A 15,808-nucleotide genomic window follows, 5' to 3' on the forward strand; every position below is an offset into this window, starting at 1 on the left:
GAGGAATCGGATAGATAAACACTATTCATGCCAGCGAATCAATCAATAAAGCATAGCCTGTCGCTATGTTAGAATCGGGTATTCCCGATTGATTGAGTAGCCTGAAATGATCTTGCAGCGCACGCTGAAGCAAGCGATCAGCGCCACGGGCGTCGGTCTGCATTCCGGCGAGCGGGTGAAGCTCACCCTGCTGCCGGCGCCGCCCGATGCCGGCATCGTCTTCCGCCGCACCGACTTGCCCGAGCCGGTGGACGTGAAGGCTGAACCTTCGCTCGTCAACGACACGCGCCTCTCCTCCACGCTGGTGACGGATACCGGCGTGCGTGTCGGCACGATCGAACATCTGATGTCGGCGTTTGCCGGCTTCGGCATCGACAACCTGGTCGTCGAAGTGACGGCGGCGGAAATTCCCATCATGGATGGTTCCGCCGCGCCCTTTCTGTATCTGTTGCAGACGGCCGGGGTAGTCGATCAGCCGTGCAAGAAGCGTTTCATCCGCGTCAAGCGGAGCGTGATGGTGGAAGACCGCGGCGTGTGGGTCCGGCTGGACCCGTACGATGGCTTCAAGATCACGCTGTCCATCGAGTTCAATCATCCAGCGTTCAACCGCGCGCCGCAGACGGTGGAAGTGGACTTCGCCCAGCATTCCTATATGGACGAAATCAGCCGCGCGCGCACCTTCGGCTTCATGCACGAGGTGGAGTACATGCGCAACCACGGCCTGGGCCGCGGCGGCAGCCTGGACAACGCCATCGTGATCGACGACGAGTACGTGCTCAACCCGGAGGGCCTGCGCTTTCCGGACGAGTTCGTCCGCCACAAGATTCTGGACGCCATCGGCGACCTGTACATCGTTGGCCATCCTTTGATCGCAGCCTTCTCCGGCTACAAGTCAGGCCACGCGATGAACAACAAGCTGTTGCGCAAATTGCTGGAAACGCCGGATGCCTGGGAGTTCGTCAGCTTCGACGATCCGCTGGACGCGCCGTCCAGCTTCCATTTGCTGCCGCCGCAGGACTAAGGCCGTGTTCGGCTTCTGGCGGTTGTGGCTGCTGGCGACGATACTGGCCATAGGCTGGGCCTTGCTGTGTTTCGCCCTCACTCATGAACGTCGCCACTTGCGGCGCGCCTTGGCCATCGTCCGCTGGAGCGCCGGCTTGCTGGTCATCGTTTCCTGCTTTTGGTTGATATTCCGCCTGCTGCGCTGATCGCCGCGGGCGTTTTCATTTTGTAAGGGTACGCCATGACACGACTCACCCATTTCGACGAAGCCGGCCAGGCGCATATGGTGGATGTCGGCGCCAAAGCCGCCACCGCCCGCCGCGCGGTGGCCGAGGGCGTGATCCGCATGCTGCCGGGCACCTTCGAACTGGTGGAGAGCGGCGGCCACAAGAAGGGCGACGTGCTGGGCATCGCCCGCGTCGCCGCCATCATGGCCGCCAAGAAAACCTGGGACCTGATCCCCTTGTGCCATCCGATCGCGCTGACGCGGCTGGCGGTGGATTTCGAGCTGCTGGATGGCGAATCCGCTGTACGGATAGAGGTGACGGCGGAGTGTCTGGGCCAGACCGGCGTGGAAATGGAGGCGCTGACCGCCGTCAACGTCGGCCTGCTGACCATTTACGATATGTGCAAGGCGGTGGACCGCGGCATGGAGATCACCGGCATCCGCTTGTTGGAGAAGGACGGCGGCAAGAGCGGCAGCTGGCGGGCTGTGGAGTAATTTGCATGCCCGGCGCGGGGCGCCGGGCGAGGTTTCACAGCAGCTTGACCACCGCCACGTAGACGCCGATGGCGACGATGCTGATGCAGGTGCCGCAGGCGATCAGGCTGGCCGAGCGGCCGCTCTTCATATAGTGGGTTTCCAGCACGATGATGTTGGCCGCCGGCGGCAACAGGCAGAGCAGGTATAGCGCGGCCTGGTTTTCCAGCACCAACCGGATGTCCAGCTGGCGGCACAGCATGATGAACAGGCTCACCAGCGCGGCGATGGCGGCGGCCCGCAACGCCGCCACCCGCAGCGATTGGCCGAAATCGGCCGCGCGCAGCCGGGTGGCCGATAGCCAGATGCCCAGGATGGACATGCCGAGGAAGCTCATCAGGAACTTCAGCGCCTGGTAGGGCGCGGCGGCATGGGCTTCCAGCAGCGGCCCCAGCGGGATGCAGGCCACGCCGACCAATAGCGCCCATACCGGCGGCGCTTTCAGCGTTTCCCGCGCGCGGGTCTTCAGACTTCCTCCCTGGGCCATCAGCCCAACCCCCACCGAATTGCCCAATAGCGAGCTGCCGACATAGGCGGCGATGAACAGCATCGCCGCGCCGTCGCCGAACAGGGTGCTGGCCACCGGCATGCCCAGCCAGCCGATGTTCAAATAGCTGAAGCACAGGGCATGCACCGGGTCGCGTGTTTTGAGCCGGCTGAGCAGCATCAGGCTGAGCATCATGACCATGGTGGCGGCCATGACGGCGAAGACGCCGGGGCGATGGGTGGCGATGTTGTAGATGATGACTAGCGGAATCACCAGCTTGGTCAAGAGGGCCGAGGCGCGGCTCTTGATTTCAAACGGCGCGCGGCCGAGACCAAGGCCAATCATCAGATAAAGCAGGGGGGAGAGAATGGAGATCGACACGGGCATCAGCTTGCTGTTGTTGCGAATACGCTGGCGACAGGCGTTGTCTCGGGGATCTGCCATGCCGTAGCGCGGTGAATATAGCATAACAATGGCATTTCAAGCGGCGCCGTCGCATGCGAATGAAGGCTGGTGGGGCGGGGAAGGCGAGCGGCGCTACATGTCCGCCTGCGGCTTTGCGCGGCCATCGGGCGGGACCGCGGGCGGATGTATCTCGTGCCAGCGATCGCGGCGGTTCCATTCGTACAGGCCGCGGCCCAGCTGCACATGCAGATAGACGTGCTGGTAATGCGAGAGGGCCAGCATCTCGTGGGTCAGCTGGTTCAGCTCCTGGATGGTGATGTAGAGCAGCAGGGCGGTGGCCATGGCGCCATGCTCGAAAGTGCCGGCGGCCAGCAGCAAGTGCAGCTGGTGGCCGCGAGGCACTTGGTAGTCCTTGCTGATCTTGGCCTCGATGCGGCAGGCGACGTCCAGGGCGCAGGCCGGCCGGGTGAAGATGGCGCCGATGCCGCCGGCGGCCTGCTGGGCCAACTGCACATCTTTTTTGCGGGCGTTGCGGCGGGCGTGCTCGCCGGCCAGCACTTCGGTCACTTCTATGGCGAGAGAGCGGCCGTCGGACAGCGTCACGCCGACGTCCGGCGCCGGGCATTGCAAGGAGCGTACCTCAAGCGGGTCTATGCCTTTTTGCGCGAACAAGCGCCTGACCCATTCCCTTTCCCGGTTCTGCTGCAAAGTTTGCTGATCCATCGGCGCCTACGCGAATGCAAGACAGATGTTTCATTCTAGAACATCCGTCAGCGCCGCCGAGCCGGCGCTTCAGCCGCCCTTGCGCAGTGACTCCACCGCCTGAGCCGCGTCGCGCGGCGCGCTGCCGTAAGGGCAGAGCAAGGCGCGCAGTTCGCGCCGCAGCTTGTCCGAGCCTGCTATGTCTTGCCATTGCGGGGCCATGGAGGCGATCCAGCGATGATTGATGTCATCGCCGAAGGCGTAGGCCTTGTAGCGGTTGTCTTTGCACTGAATGCCCTCCACGCTGAGGTTTTCCACGCCGCTGGGGCTGCGCACCCGGCTGACGAAGCGGACCACGCCGTCGCCGCCCACGCTCAGGGTCTTGGCATCCACGTAGAAGCGGTTCTGTTGCAGCCAGTCCGGCTTCACTTCCAGCCAGTCCGCTGCCTGCGGGTAGTCGGGCAGCGCGTAGGCTTGCTCTTCCCAAGGCTTGTCGTTGTCAAAGGCGTAATTGTCGTTCTTGATCTGCTTGTTTTCAGCGTGGGCCGTCAGGCTCAGGCACAGCGCCAGCAGCGCCGGCAGGGTAGGGCGAAAATTCAATGTTCTGCTCCGGATCAGCGCGCCGTGCCGGCGCGCAGGTTGTAGTGGCGGCGGCCGGTTTCGCGGGCGGCCAGGCCCCAGCTCCGCTCGGAAAAGCCGATGTCGCCGCGGCTGCTCACCGTCAGCAGCATGGAGCTGCGGGTGCCATAGTCGCGGCCCTGGATGAAGATGGGCGACAGCGTTTTTTCCAACGCCAAGCCGATGCGGGTATTGGGCAGCTCGCCCGGGCCGGCCGGCATCGGATCGGCCAGCGCGGCGTAAGCCTGGTCTTCGCTGGGCGCGCGGCCGAACTCTCCCAGATACTCCGCCAGCCGCCGGCTCTTGAACCACGGCGTGTCCAGCGTGGCGTTGGACAGGGTGTGGATGCCGGGCGTGACGCGGGCGATCTGCTTGCCGGGGCTGTGGAAGAAGAACAGGTCCGAGGTGCTGCCGAACAGCAGGTTGAACGGCGCGTAGCGGTGGCTCTCGGCGCGCAGCCAGTCGGCGAAGGCGAACGGGTCGTCATCTCCGCCGACGAAGCGCTGCACCAGCTCGCCGCGCGAGCGCTCGGCCTTGGCCGGGAAACCATCGCGGAAGTTGGTGACGGCGGCGATGCGGTTGCGGCCGTCCACCATCAGCCAGCTGCCGCCGGATTGAAGGTCGCGGCCACCCAGGGTGTGGGGGTATTCCGGCCACCAGTCCAGCGGTTCGGCGGGGCGGGCGTAGTATTCGTCGCGGTTGGCCAGCAGGACCAGCTGGCCCATGCCCGGCATTTTATAAGCGAAGGCGATGATGCACATGATACGGACCGATTTGGGCAAGGCTTGACGACTGGCGTAAACTATACGGCTACGGCTTGCCGCGCATCGCGGCCGCGCCAGGTTTTACCCATTGTAACCCGATATGGCTGAGGACACCGGTCCATGACACCAGACAAACACATCGACCTTTCCGGCCTGAATTGCCCGCTGCCCATTCTGCGCGCCAAGAAGGCGCTGGCCGATATGGCGAGCGGCGCCGTGCTGGAGGTGATCGCCACCGATCCGGGGGCGCCCAAGGATTTCGAAGCGTTTTGCCGCCAGACCGGCAATGGCCTGCTGGAGTCCACCACCACCGGCGAAGGCAAGTTCCGGATGGTGCTCAAGCGCAAGTAAGCACGATAGGCGACGGGGCATCCCCGTCGCCATTATTTTATCTTTCCCAAGACCGAAGCCATCCGCCATGCAGACTCTCACCCTGACTCGTCCCGATGACTGGCACCTTCACCTGCGCGACGACGCCGCGCTGGCCGCCGTGCTGCCCGACACCTGCCGCCAGATGGGCCGCGCCATCGTGATGCCCAATCTGAAGCCGCCGGTCACTACGGTGGAAGCCGCCGCGGCCTACCGCGAGCGCATCCTGGCCGCGCGCCCGGCCGGCAGCGGCTTCGAGCCGCTGATGACGCTGTACCTGACCGACAAGACCCGCGCCGATGAAATCCGCAAGGCCAAGGCCTGCGGCTTCGTGCACGGCGTGAAGCTGTATCCGGCCGGCGCCACCACCAATTCCGACCACGGCGTCACCGATATCGCTAAGGCGCTGCCGGCTCTGCAGGCGATGGCCGAAGTCGGCCTGCCGCTCCTGGTGCATGGCGAAGTCACCGACGCCGACATCGACGTGTTCGACCGAGAGGCGGTGTTCATCGAACGCGTGATGAAGCCGCTGTTGGCCCAGTTGCCGCAATTGAAGGTAGTGTTCGAGCATATCACCACGCGCGAGGCGGCCGAGTTCGTCGCCGCCGCGCCGGCCAACATCGCCGCGACCATCACCGCCCACCACCTGCTGATGAACCGCAACGCGCTGTTCGTCGGCGGCATCCGCCCGCACCACTATTGCCTGCCGGTGCTCAAACGCGAGCTGCACCGTCAGGCTTTGGTCAAGGCGGCCACGTCCGGCTCGGCCAAGTTCTTTCTCGGCACCGACAGCGCGCCGCACGCCAAGGGCGCCAAGGAAGCGGCTTGCGGCTGCGCCGGCATGTACACCGCCAACGCGGCGATCGAGCTGTACGCCGAGGCCTTCGAGGCCGCCGGCGCGCTGGACAAGCTGGAGGCTTTCGCCAGCCTGAACGGCCCGGCTTTCTACGGCCTGCCGGCCAACAGCGACCGCATCACCCTGGCCAAGGAAAGCTGGACGGTTCCGGCTGCGCTGCCGTATCCGGGCGACAGCCTGGTGCCGCTGCGCGCTGGAGAGTGCGTGACGTGGCGCTTGCGCGATTGAAACGCTGAGCGTTGAGAAAATTTAATGCCAAAGCCGCTTTTCAGCGGCTTTTTTCATTACACGGGAAGCAGAGCAGGAAATGCTTTCCCTTGAGCTTTCAAGTGAATTAGCATATGGCGATTCAGGTTGGGTCGGCGCAGGCGGAACAGGCCAGCGGCCATGAGCGCGCGTGATGCCCGCCAATAGTATTCGGCATGCAAAAATGCGATGGGTATAAATGTTTGCCGGCCATCAAGCCATTGATTTACACGGATAGTCCATTGTCGGACAAAGTTTGCATGTTGAGGAAAATGAATGGAATATTGCGCGTTTTGGGGCTTGAAGTATTCAAAACCCTCTGCGCATAATCAGCGATCCACTCTGGATACAATCGAGTGAAAAAAATTCACCGACCCGTTGCTCGCGAGTCGTGACAGAACAAGGAGAGTAGAAGATGACGAACAAACAATCGCTGCAAGTGATCGCCGGCGCCGTCGCGCTGGCGCTGGCCTCCGGATCCGCCCTGGCCGCCAAGGTGCCCGCCGGCGTCAAGCTGGCCGCCAAGCAGGAACTGACCCGCAACACCGGTTCCGAACCGGAAACCCTGGATCCGGTCGTAGCCGAATCCGTGCCGGCCAACACCATCACCGCCGACCTGTTCGAAGGCCTGACCCGTCAGGATGCCTACGGCAAGGTTGAGCCGGGTGTGGCCGAAAGCTGGAAGCAGACCGACGCCACCACCTGGGTATTCCATCTGCGCAAAAACGCCAAGTGGTCCGACGGCAGCCCGGTGACCGCCGGCGACTTCGTCTACGGCTGGCAGCGTTTCGTCGATCCGAAAACCGCCTCCCCGTACGCCTCCACCTACGGCATCTTCATCGTGAACGGCAAGGAAATCGCCGAAGGCAAGAAGAAGCCGTCCGAGCTGGGCGTCAAGGCCATCGACAAGTACACGCTGGAAGTGAAGACCCCGTACCCGGTGCTGTTCATGCCTTCGCTGGTGACCAATACCCAGCTGGCGCCGCTGCCCAAGGCCACCATCGACAAGTACGGCAAGGATTGGGTGAAGCCGGGCAAAATGGTCAGCAACGGCGCCTTCCAGCTGAAGGATTGGCAGGTCAACAGCAAGGTCGTGACCGTCAAGAACGCCAACTACTGGGACGCCAAGAACGTTCAGCTGACCCAGATCACCTATCTGCCGATCGAAGACAGCAATGCCGACGTCAAGCTGTATGAATCCGGCCAGAACGATTTTGTGCAGCAACTGCCGCCGGGCACCTTCGACAAGTACAAGACCCAGTACCCGAAGGAAATCCGCAACGCCGAATTCCTGGGCCTGCGCTACTACTCCTTCAACAACAAGGATGCGCTGCTGAAGGACGTGCGCGTGCGCAAGGCGCTGTCGATGGTGATCGACCGCGACATCCTGGCCAAGAAAGTCACCGCCGACGGCCAGAACCCGGCCTATAGCGTGATGGTGCATGGCATTTCCGGCGCCGACGCTTCCACCTACGACTGGGTGAAGTGGCCGATGGCCAAGCGCGTCGAAGAGGCCAAGAAGCTGCTGGCCGAAGCGGGCGTGAAGCCGGGCACCAAGGTGAAGTTCACCTACAACACCAACGACTACCACAAGAAGATGGCCATCTTCGCCGCTTCCGAGTGGAAGTCCAAGCTGGGCCTGAACACCGAGCTGGAAAGCCTGGAGTTCAAGGTGCTGCTGAAGAAGCGCCATGACGGCGACTTCCAGATCGCCCGCAACGGCTGGAACGCGGACTACAACGACGCCACCACCTTCCTGGCGCTGGTGCAGTGCGACAACGACCAGAACGACAACAAGAACTGCAACCCGAAGGCCGAAGAGCTGATCAAGCAAGGCAACCAAACCACGGACGCCGCCAAGCGCAAGCAGCTGTTCACTCAGGCCGTGAAGATGATCATGGATGACTACCCGATGCTGCCGCTGCTGCAATACACCGCGCCGCGTCTGGTGAAGTCCTACGTCGGCGGCTACGGCAAGAGCCCGATGGATCGTTACCAAGGCAAGGATCTGTACATCATCGCTCACTGAGCTTGATGCGCAGAGCCAGCGTTCGCGCTGGATGAACGAGAGCCGGATGTCCGCTTGGCGGCCATCCGGCTTGCGATGTAGATCGGCGGCCAAGGCGCGTGCCTGCGCGGCCGCGTCCTGAGCCGGCCATCGGAGTTTGCTATGTGGTCTTATACTTTCCGTCGCATCCTGGCGACGATACCCACCCTGCTGGCGGTGATCACCGTCTGTTATTTGCTGCTGCACATGACGCCGGGCGGCCCGTTCGACACCGAACGCAAGGTGTCCGAGGCGGTGCTGGCCAATCTGCAGGCCAAATACCACCTCGACATGCCGTTGTGGAAGCAATACCTCTATTACTTGAACAGCCTGCTGCACGGCGACCTCGGCGCGTCGTTCCGTTACGCGGACTGGACCGTCAATGATCTGGTGAGCAAGGCGCTGCCGGTTTCCGCCACGATAGGCGGCGGCGCCATCCTGATTTCGCTGGTCATCGGCGTCGCGCTCGGCACCATCGCCGCGCTGCGCCAGAACAGCATGATCGATTACCTGGTGATGCTGTTCGGCAACGTCGGCGGCGCCTTTCCCTCCTTCGTGCTGGGGCCGGTGCTGGTGATGATTTTCGCCATCTGGCTGTCGGTGCTGCCGGCCGGCGGTTGGGATAACTTCAGTCCCAAGTTCATGATCCTGCCGATCTCGCTCTTGGTGTTCATCAATGTGTCCACCATAGGCCGCGTGATGCGCGGCAGCCTGATCGAAGTGCTGAACAGCAACTTCATCCGCACCGCCCGTGCCAAGGGCCTGCCGCTGCGCGTCATCGTGCTGCGCCATGCGCTGAAGCCGGCGCTGATGCCGGTGGTGTCGGTGATCGGCCCGCTGGCCATTTCATCCATCACCTCCGCCGTGGTCACCGAGACCGTGTTCAACCTGCCGGGCCTCGGCAAGCTGATCGTCAACGGCGCGTCCAACCGCGATTACACGCTGGTGTTGGGCCTGGTGGTGCTGGTGACGGTGATCACCGTGGTGTTCAACCTCCTCGTCGACCTGGCCTACGCCCTGCTCGACCCCAAGATCCGCTACTGAGGGGGCGTGGGAAAATGATGAAGAGCAAACAAGCCGCAGCCGTGGCGGCAATGGAAAACGGTTTGAGCGAAGCGGCGATGGAAGGCCGCAGCCTGTGGCGCGACGCGCGCATCCGCTTCTTCCGCAACAAGGCCGCCGTGGTCAGCCTGGTGCTGCTGACCATCGTCACGCTGGCCTGTGTTTTCGGTCCCATGCTGCTGTCCAACGGCTATGCCGACACCGACTGGGACGCCATGAGCGAAGCGCCGACGCTGCATAATATGCACTTGTTCGGCACCGACGCGCTGGGCCGCGACCTACTGGTGCGCTGCCTGATGGGCGGCCGCATCTCGCTGATGGTGGGCGCGCTGGCGACCATCGCCTCGGTGATTCTCGGCATCGTCTGGGGCGCTACCGCCGGCTTCCTCGGCGGCAAGATCGATTCGCTGATGATGCGCATCGTGGACATGATGTACGCCGTGCCCTATCTGCTGATCGCCATCCTGATGGTGACGCTGCTGGGCCGCGAGTTTTACCTGGTGGTGCTGACCATCACCGTGTTCTCGTGGATGGATATGGCGCGCGTGGTGCGCGGCCAGACCCTGGCGATCAAGTCCAAGGAGTACGTGGAGGCGGCGCACGCGATTGGCGTGTCCACCCCCACCATCATCTTCCGCCACATCGTGCCCAACCTCTTGGGCATCGTGGTGATTTACACCACGGTGACGGTGCCGGGCGTGATCCTGACCGAATCCGTGTTGTCCTTCCTGGGCCTGGGCGTGCAAGAGCCGATGACCAGCTGGGGCGTGTTGATCCAGGACGGCGCCGGCGTGATGGACACCACGCCGTGGATTCTGCTGTTCCCGGCCGGCATGCTGTCCCTGACGCTTTACTGTGCCAACTACATCGGCGACGGCCTGCGCGACGCGCTGGACCCGAAGGACCGCTGACCCCAGGATAGACGAGGCAAGACATGAGCATTTTGAAAGTCAACAATCTCGGGGTTCAATTCCAGACCAACGACGGCGTGGTCAACGCCGTCAACGGCGTGAGCTTCGAACTGAACAAAGGCCAGACCCTGGGCATAGTCGGCGAGTCCGGCTCCGGCAAGAGCCAGACCATGCTGGCCTTGATGGGCCTGTTGGCCAAGAACGGCAAGGCCAGCGGCGAAGCGCTGTTCCACGGCCAGAACCTGCTGGCGCTGCCGACTGCCGAGCTGAACAAGATCCGCGGCGACCGCGTGTCCATGATTTTCCAGGACCCGATGACCTCGCTGAACCCGTACCTGACGGTGGAGCGGCAGATGACCGAGGTGCTGGAGCAGCACAAGGGCATGAGCCGCCGCGACGCGAGAAAGCGCGCGATCGAGCTGTTGGACGCGGTGCGCATCCCCGAGGCGGCGCGCCGGATCAATATGTATCCGCACGAGTTCTCCGGCGGCATGCGCCAGCGCGTGATGATCGCCATGGCCCTGTTGTGCGAGCCGGAACTGCTGATCGCCGACGAGCCGACCACCGCGCTGGACGTGACTGTGCAGGCGCAGATCCTGACGCTGCTGAAGGAACTGCAGCGCGATTTCGGCACCGCCATCATCATGATCACCCACGACCTGGGCGTGGTGGCCGGCCTGTGCGAAAACGTGCTGGTGATGTACGGCGGCCGCGCCATGGAGTACGGCCAGGCCGACAACATCTTCTATCACCCGAGCCACCCCTACACCATAGGCCTGCTGGGGGCGCTGCCGCGCCTGGATCATGACGGCTCCGAGCTGGTCAGCATCCCGGGCAATCCGCCCAATATGGCCCATATGCCCAAGGGTTGCCCGTTCAGCGAGCGCTGCGCCCATGCCAGCGCCCGCTGCGCGGCCGAGCTGCCGCAACTGGCGGCCAGCTCGCTCAACCCGCAGATTTTGCGCGCCTGTCACAAGCCGGCGGAAGAACTGGTGCAAGCCGCCGCGGAGGTGACCCATGTCTGAGAACAAGCAAGCGCTGCTGTCGGTGCGCAACGTCAAGGTGCATTTCCAGGTCAAGGGCGGCGACGCCTGGCCGTGGAGCCCCAAGAAAACGCTGAAGGCGGTGGACGGCGTCAGCTTCGACCTCTATCCCGGCGAGACGCTGGGCGTGGTGGGCGAGTCCGGCTGCGGCAAGTCCACCTTGTCCCGCGCCATCCTGAACCTGATCCCGGCCACCGAGGGCGAGATCGTGTGGATGGGCAAGGACCTGCGCAAGGGCAGCGCCAAAGACTGGCTGAACGTGCGCAAGGACATCCAGATGATCTTCCAGGATCCGTTGGCCTCCTTGAACCCGCGCATGACCATCGCCCAGATCATCGGCGAGCCGCTGCGCGTGCACAAGCCGGAGCTGTCCTCGGAAGAGGTGATGAAGCGCGTCAAGGCGATGATGAAGCGCGTCGGCCTGCGCGAACAGATGATCAACCGTTATCCGCACGAGTTCTCCGGCGGCCAGTGCCAGCGCATCGGCATCGCCCGCGCGCTGATCCTGGAGCCGAAGCTGATCATCTGCGACGAGCCGGTGTCCGCGCTGGACGTGTCCATCCAGGCGCAGATCATCAATCTGCTGAAAGAGCTGCAGCGCGAGATGGGCCTGGCGCTGATCTTCATCGCCCACGATCTGGCGGTGGTCAAGCACATTTCCGACCGCATCCTGGTGATGTATCTGGGCCGCGAGATGGAGCTGGCGCAGAAGCACGCGCTGTACGACGTGCCCTCGCACCCGTACACCCGCGCGCTGCTGTCGGCCATCCCCATTCCGGACCCGAAGCTGGAAAAAAACAAGACCATCCAGATCCTGCAGGGCGATCTGCCCAGCCCGATCAACCCGCCGTCCGGCTGCGTGTTCCGCACGCGCTGCCCGCTGGCGGAGACCCGCTGCGCCGAGGAGGTGCCCAAGCTGCGCCGCCTCAGCGAGGACACGCAGGCTTCCTGCCTGCTGGCCTGAGCCAGGAGCCTCAACGCCGCCGTCAGGCGGCGTTTTTCATGGCTGCTGATATATGCTGAAGCATCCCCAACAAGGAGAACGAAGATGGGCAATCACACGGCGGTTTCCCTGGCCAGCGCCTTCCTCACCAAGCAGTGGCAGGAGCAGCTCATGCAGCAGACGGAGGGCGGCTGCGAGCTGAAGCGCGCCAGCATCGTCAATGAGCTGAGCGGTCCGCTGCAAGGCGAGGGCAGGTTGGAGTACCAACTGATGTATCCGGTCGAGCCGGGCGACGACGTGGTCTTTATGGGTTTCGAGCAAGTGGTGGCGAGCTGGGGCGATTTGCAAGGCAGCTTCGTGCTGCGCCATGACGGCGTGTATTCCCAGGTCTCCGGCGCCAACGGCACTTTGACCGTGGTGCCTGGCAGCGGCAGCGGCGGTTTTGCGGGCATCCGCGGCGAGGGCCAATTGATCGCCAAGGCCGGCGAACATGGCGGCGAATATCGTCTTACGCTGAAATTGTCTTGAAGCTGGGCTGGCCTTGCGCGGCCAAGCCGGGTTCGCGCGGCTAGCCTTGCGTTTCCTTGATAAATGGTTATGCTCAATACCTTTTGAGTCGCGACCTTCCCATCCCTTGGGGATGGCTTGGGCGCCAGTCAGAATCGCCGCCGGCTTTAGCTGGTGGCTTCCATTTTCAGGAACGAGGAATGCCACACGCACAACAAGAATATTCAGTGCGGCTGCAATGGGGGCTGGAAGCGGCGCGGCAGCTGAGCGGGCAGGCGGATAGCTGCGTCGTCATCGATGTGTTGTCGTTCAGCACCAGCGTCGATGTCGCCTGCGGCAATGGCGTGGTGGTGCTGCCATATCGCTTCAACGATGACAGCGCCAAGGAGTATGCGGAGAGCCGGCAGGCAGTGCTGGCAGGCAAACGCAGCCGCACCCGGCCCTCCTTGTCGCCGGTCTCGCTGAAACATCTGGCTTTTGGCAGCCGGCTGGTGTTGCCGTCGCCTAACGGCGCCGCCATCAGCTTGGCCTGCGAGTCGAAACAGACCATCGCCGCTTGTCTGCGCAATGCCGCCGCCGTGGCGGATTACCTGAACCGGCAAGGCGGCTCCGCGCTGTTGATCGCCGCCGGCGAGCTGAATGCTGACGGGGCGCTGCGTTTCGCCTACGAGGACTTCCTCGGCGCAGGCGCCATCATTGAACAATTGACGGGCAGCAAGTCGCCGGAGGCGCTGGCGGCCGAGGCGGCCTTTGTGCTGGCGCGCAACGATATCGAGCAGCAACTGAGGCATGGCATGTCCGCCAGCGAACTGAGCGAGCGCGGCTATCCGGAGGACGTGGTGTTGGCGGCGCAGCTGAACGTCAGCGTCTGCGTGCCGGTGTTGCGCGACGGCGAGTACCGCCCGGCCTGAGCAAGCGGCTATCATGGGGCATGCCGCCCGCGTCCGGGCGGCCATCTCCAGGGAGCTTTCATGTTGCCAGCCAGAATGGTCACCACCACTTTTGAACTACCCGGCTACCGGGTCACCGCCAATCTGGGCGTAGTGCGCGGCATCACCGTGCGTTCGCGCTCGGTCGTCGGCAATTTCCTGGGTGGATTGCAGACCTTGTTCGGCGGCAATATCACGGTCTATACCAGCCTGTGCGAACAGGCGCGCTCCGAAACCTACGCTCTGATGTGCGACCACGCGGCGGCGCTGGGCGCCAACGCGGTGATAGGCATGCGCTACGACGCCACAGATTTGATGGCCGGCCTGACCGAGGTGCTGTGCTACGGCACCGCGGTGCGGGTGGAGCCGCTATAGCCCGCATTGCCAATGCTTTTGGCATGAAGGAGAATGGCCGCTCCATTCGACTCTCTTGCTATCGCCATGTTCGCCATTCGCGCTTTCGCCGGCTTGTTGGCCGGTTCGCTCTTGGCCTGGAGCGCCGAGGCATCGGCCCTGGATCTGAGCGCCCTGTGGGACTTCGATCATCCCGCCCTCAGCGAACAGCGCTTCCGCGCCGCCCAGACGACGGCCGCGCCCGACGATTTCCTGATCCTGCAAACCCAGATCGCTCGCAGCTACGGCCTGCGCGGCGATTTTGTCCAGGCGCGCGCGCTGTTGTCTGCCGTGCAGCCGCGTTTGGCCGGCGCGGGCCTGCAGGCGCAGGCGCGCTACTGGCTGGAGTGGGGCCGCAGCTGGGTGTCCGCCACGCATCCCCGGGAGCAGCTGAGCGAAGACGCGCGCAAGCAAGCGCGCGCCGCGTATCTGCAGGCGGACGCGCTGGCGCGGAGCGGCGGGCTGGACGCGCTGGCGATAGACGCGCAGCACATGCTGGCGCTAGTGGAGACCGATGCGGCGGCACAACTGCGCTGGAACCGAGAGGCGTTGCGGCTGGCCGAAACCTCAGGGCAAGCGAACGCCCGCCAATGGCGCGCCAGCCTGCGCAACAACATCGGCTGCGTGCTGTACCAGCAAGGCGACTATCCCAAAGCCTTGGATGAATTCCAGCAAGCGCTGGCGCTGCGCCAGCAGGGCGGCGATGCCGCCGCCACCCGCGTGGCGTGGTGGATGGTGGCCTGGACGCTGCATGCCATGAAACGGCAGGACGAAGCGTTGGCCATACAGCTTCGCCTGGAGCGGGAAAACGCCGCGGCCGGCGATCCCGATCCCGACGTGTTCGACGAACTGGCCAAGCTGTACCGCGAGCGCGGCGACGGCAAGCTGGCCGACCATTATGAAACGCTGCGCCAGCAGGCGCAGGCGGCGGGGTGAACATCGGCGGCGGCCTGCCGCTTTTCATCAGGCCTGGCCGGCGTCAGGCGCAGCGTTGCGCATGGTCGTTTAGGGAGGGGCTATGGATTTGCAATTGCGGGGCAAGCGCATCGTGGTGACCGGAGGCTCGGCCGGCATAGGCGCGGCCATCGTCAAAACGCTGGCGGAGGAAGGGGCGGAAGTATTCTGCTGCGCGCGCGACGGCGCGCGGCTGGACGCTTTTTTGAGCGAACTGCCCCGCGAGTGGCGGGTGCATGGCCGCGCGCTGGATGCGCGGGATAGATCGGCCCTGCTGGCCTGGCTGCGCGACATCGGCGCTTTCGATGGCCTGGTGGCCAATGTCAGCGCGCTCAGCGGCGGCTGGCGGGAGTCCATCGCCACCGATATGGAGGCCACCATCGCCTTGATGGAGGCTGCGGAGCCTTACTTGCGCCAGTCGTCCAGCGCGGCCATTTGTTATATCGGCTCGGTGTCGGCATCCTTGCTCATGCCGCAGGCCGAGGGCTATGGCGCGGTCAAGGCGGCGATGGCGCATTACATGAAAAGCCTGTCCTGCCGGCTCTTGCCCGCGGTGCGGGTGAACACGGTCTCTCCGGGCGCCACCGAGTTTCCCGGCGGTCTGTGGGACCGGCTGAAACAGGACGCGCCCGATGAGTATCAGAGGCGGCTGGCCGAATATCCGCTGGGCCGCTTCGCCGCGCCGGAGGAGGTGGCGAGGGTGGCGGCCTTCCTGGTCAGCCCGGCCACCAGCTTCGTTTCCGGCGCCAACTGGTATGTGGACGGCGGGTCCAGCCAATTGGTGCAGTTCTGATCGTTAGAGAACCCACA

General features: G+C 63.9%; 19 protein-coding genes. 15 read left to right on the forward strand and 4 right to left on the reverse strand.

Features of this window, described 5'->3' with window-relative positions; genetic code table 11:
* Positions 1-109 precede the first annotated feature (109 nt).
* Genes lpxC through moaC form a run of 3 tightly spaced genes read left to right on the forward strand, consistent with a single transcriptional unit; the run spans position 110 to position 1,723 of the window.
* Complete coding sequence (gene lpxC, locus C2I19_RS05015) at positions 110-1,021, forward strand: UDP-3-O-acyl-N-acetylglucosamine deacetylase (protein ID WP_199181086.1); 912 nt, start codon at positions 110-112, stop codon at positions 1,019-1,021.
* A 4-nt stretch (positions 1,022-1,025) separates the two neighbouring features.
* Positions 1,026-1,208: a hypothetical protein gene (locus C2I19_RS05020; RefSeq protein WP_103901615.1), complete on the forward strand. Its 183-nt coding sequence runs from the start codon at positions 1,026-1,028 to the stop codon at positions 1,206-1,208.
* 35 nt (positions 1,209-1,243) lie between these two features.
* Positions 1,244-1,723, forward strand: coding sequence for a cyclic pyranopterin monophosphate synthase MoaC (moaC, locus tag C2I19_RS05025; protein WP_103901616.1), 480 nt, complete (start codon positions 1,244-1,246; stop codon positions 1,721-1,723).
* A gap of 34 nt (positions 1,724-1,757) precedes the next feature.
* On the opposite strand, the gene C2I19_RS05030 is transcribed toward moaC, so the two are convergent.
* The 4 genes from C2I19_RS05030 to C2I19_RS05045 all read right to left on the reverse strand — a co-directional run bounded on the left by C2I19_RS05030 (position 1,758) and on the right by C2I19_RS05045 (position 4,735).
* The gene (locus C2I19_RS05030; RefSeq protein WP_199181078.1) at positions 1,758-2,693 is read right to left on the reverse strand and encodes an AEC family transporter; all 936 of its coding nucleotides are present in this window, start codon (positions 2,691-2,693) and stop codon (positions 1,758-1,760) included.
* A 93-nt stretch (positions 2,694-2,786) separates the two neighbouring features.
* Positions 2,787-3,377, reverse strand: coding sequence for a hypothetical protein (locus C2I19_RS05035; protein ID WP_103901617.1), 591 nt, complete (start codon positions 3,375-3,377; stop codon positions 2,787-2,789).
* Between the two features lie 69 nt (positions 3,378-3,446).
* Positions 3,447-3,956: a CNP1-like family protein gene (locus C2I19_RS21970; protein WP_158253640.1), complete on the reverse strand. Its 510-nt coding sequence runs from the start codon at positions 3,954-3,956 to the stop codon at positions 3,447-3,449.
* 14 nt (positions 3,957-3,970) lie between these two features.
* Complete coding sequence (locus tag C2I19_RS05045; protein WP_103901619.1) at positions 3,971-4,735, reverse strand: NRDE family protein; 765 nt, start codon at positions 4,733-4,735, stop codon at positions 3,971-3,973.
* Positions 4,736-4,858: 123 nt separating this feature from the next.
* Here C2I19_RS05045 and C2I19_RS05050 point away from each other — a divergent pair, with 123 nt between their 5' ends.
* The 12 genes from C2I19_RS05050 (at position 4,859) to C2I19_RS05105 (ending at position 15,791) form a co-directional block, all read left to right on the forward strand.
* Positions 4,859-5,089, forward strand: coding sequence for a sulfurtransferase TusA family protein (locus tag C2I19_RS05050; protein WP_103901620.1), 231 nt, complete (start codon positions 4,859-4,861; stop codon positions 5,087-5,089).
* 67 nt (positions 5,090-5,156) lie between these two features.
* Complete coding sequence (gene pyrC / locus C2I19_RS05055) at positions 5,157-6,191, forward strand: dihydroorotase (RefSeq protein ID WP_103901621.1); 1,035 nt, start codon at positions 5,157-5,159, stop codon at positions 6,189-6,191.
* 433 nt (positions 6,192-6,624) lie between these two features.
* Positions 6,625-8,238 carry a peptide ABC transporter substrate-binding protein gene (locus C2I19_RS05060; RefSeq protein ID WP_103901622.1) on the forward strand — a complete coding sequence of 538 codons (1,614 nt, stop codon included), beginning with the start codon at positions 6,625-6,627 and terminating at the stop codon, positions 8,236-8,238.
* A 141-nt stretch (positions 8,239-8,379) separates the two neighbouring features.
* Positions 8,380-9,300, forward strand: coding sequence for an oligopeptide ABC transporter permease OppB (gene oppB, locus C2I19_RS05065; RefSeq protein ID WP_103901623.1), 921 nt, complete (start codon positions 8,380-8,382; stop codon positions 9,298-9,300).
* A gap of 14 nt (positions 9,301-9,314) precedes the next feature.
* Positions 9,315-10,229, forward strand: a complete 915-nt coding sequence (locus C2I19_RS05070) for an ABC transporter permease subunit (RefSeq protein WP_103901624.1) — start codon at positions 9,315-9,317, stop codon at positions 10,227-10,229.
* A gap of 23 nt (positions 10,230-10,252) precedes the next feature.
* Positions 10,253-11,254, forward strand: coding sequence for an oligopeptide/dipeptide ABC transporter ATP-binding protein (locus C2I19_RS05075; protein WP_103901625.1), 1,002 nt, complete (start codon positions 10,253-10,255; stop codon positions 11,252-11,254).
* Positions 11,247-12,236: a murein tripeptide/oligopeptide ABC transporter ATP binding protein OppF gene (oppF, locus tag C2I19_RS05080; protein WP_103901626.1), complete on the forward strand. Its 990-nt coding sequence runs from the start codon at positions 11,247-11,249 to the stop codon at positions 12,234-12,236. Before C2I19_RS05075 ends, oppF begins: the two co-directional genes overlap by 8 nt.
* 84 nt (positions 12,237-12,320) lie before the next feature.
* Positions 12,321-12,743: a DUF3224 domain-containing protein gene (locus C2I19_RS05085; protein WP_103901627.1), complete on the forward strand. Its 423-nt coding sequence runs from the start codon at positions 12,321-12,323 to the stop codon at positions 12,741-12,743.
* Between the two features lie 179 nt (positions 12,744-12,922).
* On the forward strand, positions 12,923-13,633 hold the full coding sequence (locus C2I19_RS05090) for a 2-phosphosulfolactate phosphatase (RefSeq protein ID WP_103901628.1): 711 nt from the start codon (positions 12,923-12,925) through the stop codon (positions 13,631-13,633).
* Positions 13,634-13,693: 60 nt separating this feature from the next.
* A complete protein-coding gene (locus C2I19_RS05095) occupies positions 13,694-14,026 on the forward strand; it encodes a YbjQ family protein (RefSeq protein ID WP_103901629.1) in 333 nt (110 codons plus the stop codon).
* A 33-nt stretch (positions 14,027-14,059) separates the two neighbouring features.
* Positions 14,060-14,980: a tetratricopeptide repeat protein gene (locus C2I19_RS05100; protein ID WP_103901630.1), complete on the forward strand. Its 921-nt coding sequence runs from the start codon at positions 14,060-14,062 to the stop codon at positions 14,978-14,980.
* An 82-nt stretch (positions 14,981-15,062) separates the two neighbouring features.
* Positions 15,063-15,791: an SDR family NAD(P)-dependent oxidoreductase gene (locus tag C2I19_RS05105; RefSeq protein WP_103901631.1), complete on the forward strand. Its 729-nt coding sequence runs from the start codon at positions 15,063-15,065 to the stop codon at positions 15,789-15,791.
* Positions 15,792-15,808: the final 17 nt, after the last annotated feature.

It is taken from the genome of Chromobacterium alticapitis, assembly GCF_002924365.1.
Classification (GTDB): Bacteria; Pseudomonadota; Gammaproteobacteria; order Burkholderiales; family Chromobacteriaceae; genus Chromobacterium; species Chromobacterium alticapitis.

Bases quoted from the DNA above. Each gene is read 5' to 3' on its own strand.
- C2I19_RS05030 (WP_199181078.1), bottom strand. From the start codon at position 2,693: ATGGCAGATCCCCGAGACAACGCCTGTCGCCAGCGTATTCGCAACAAC.
- C2I19_RS05105 (WP_103901631.1), top strand. From the start codon at position 15,063: ATGGATTTGCAATTGCGGGGCAAGCGCATCGTGGTGACCGGAGGCTCG.
- moaC (WP_103901616.1), top strand. From the start codon at position 1,244: ATGACACGACTCACCCATTTCGACGAAGCCGGCCAGGCGCATATGGTG.
- C2I19_RS05035 (WP_103901617.1), bottom strand. From the start codon at position 3,377: ATGGATCAGCAAACTTTGCAGCAGAACCGGGAAAGGGAATGGGTCAGG.
- pyrC (WP_103901621.1), top strand. From the start codon at position 5,157: ATGCAGACTCTCACCCTGACTCGTCCCGATGACTGGCACCTTCACCTG.
- C2I19_RS05045 (WP_103901619.1), bottom strand. From the start codon at position 4,735: ATGTGCATCATCGCCTTCGCTTATAAAATGCCGGGCATGGGCCAGCTG.
- oppB (WP_103901623.1), top strand. From the start codon at position 8,380: ATGTGGTCTTATACTTTCCGTCGCATCCTGGCGACGATACCCACCCTG.
- C2I19_RS05095 (WP_103901629.1), top strand. From the start codon at position 13,694: ATGTTGCCAGCCAGAATGGTCACCACCACTTTTGAACTACCCGGCTAC.
- C2I19_RS05050 (WP_103901620.1), top strand. From the start codon at position 4,859: ATGACACCAGACAAACACATCGACCTTTCCGGCCTGAATTGCCCGCTG.
- C2I19_RS05060 (WP_103901622.1), top strand. From the start codon at position 6,625: ATGACGAACAAACAATCGCTGCAAGTGATCGCCGGCGCCGTCGCGCTG.
- C2I19_RS05090 (WP_103901628.1), top strand. From the start codon at position 12,923: ATGCCACACGCACAACAAGAATATTCAGTGCGGCTGCAATGGGGGCTG.
- C2I19_RS05070 (WP_103901624.1), top strand. From the start codon at position 9,315: ATGATGAAGAGCAAACAAGCCGCAGCCGTGGCGGCAATGGAAAACGGT.
- C2I19_RS05085 (WP_103901627.1), top strand. From the start codon at position 12,321: ATGGGCAATCACACGGCGGTTTCCCTGGCCAGCGCCTTCCTCACCAAG.
- C2I19_RS05100 (WP_103901630.1), top strand. From the start codon at position 14,060: ATGGCCGCTCCATTCGACTCTCTTGCTATCGCCATGTTCGCCATTCGC.
- oppF (WP_103901626.1), top strand. From the start codon at position 11,247: ATGTCTGAGAACAAGCAAGCGCTGCTGTCGGTGCGCAACGTCAAGGTG.
- C2I19_RS05075 (WP_103901625.1), top strand. From the start codon at position 10,253: ATGAGCATTTTGAAAGTCAACAATCTCGGGGTTCAATTCCAGACCAAC.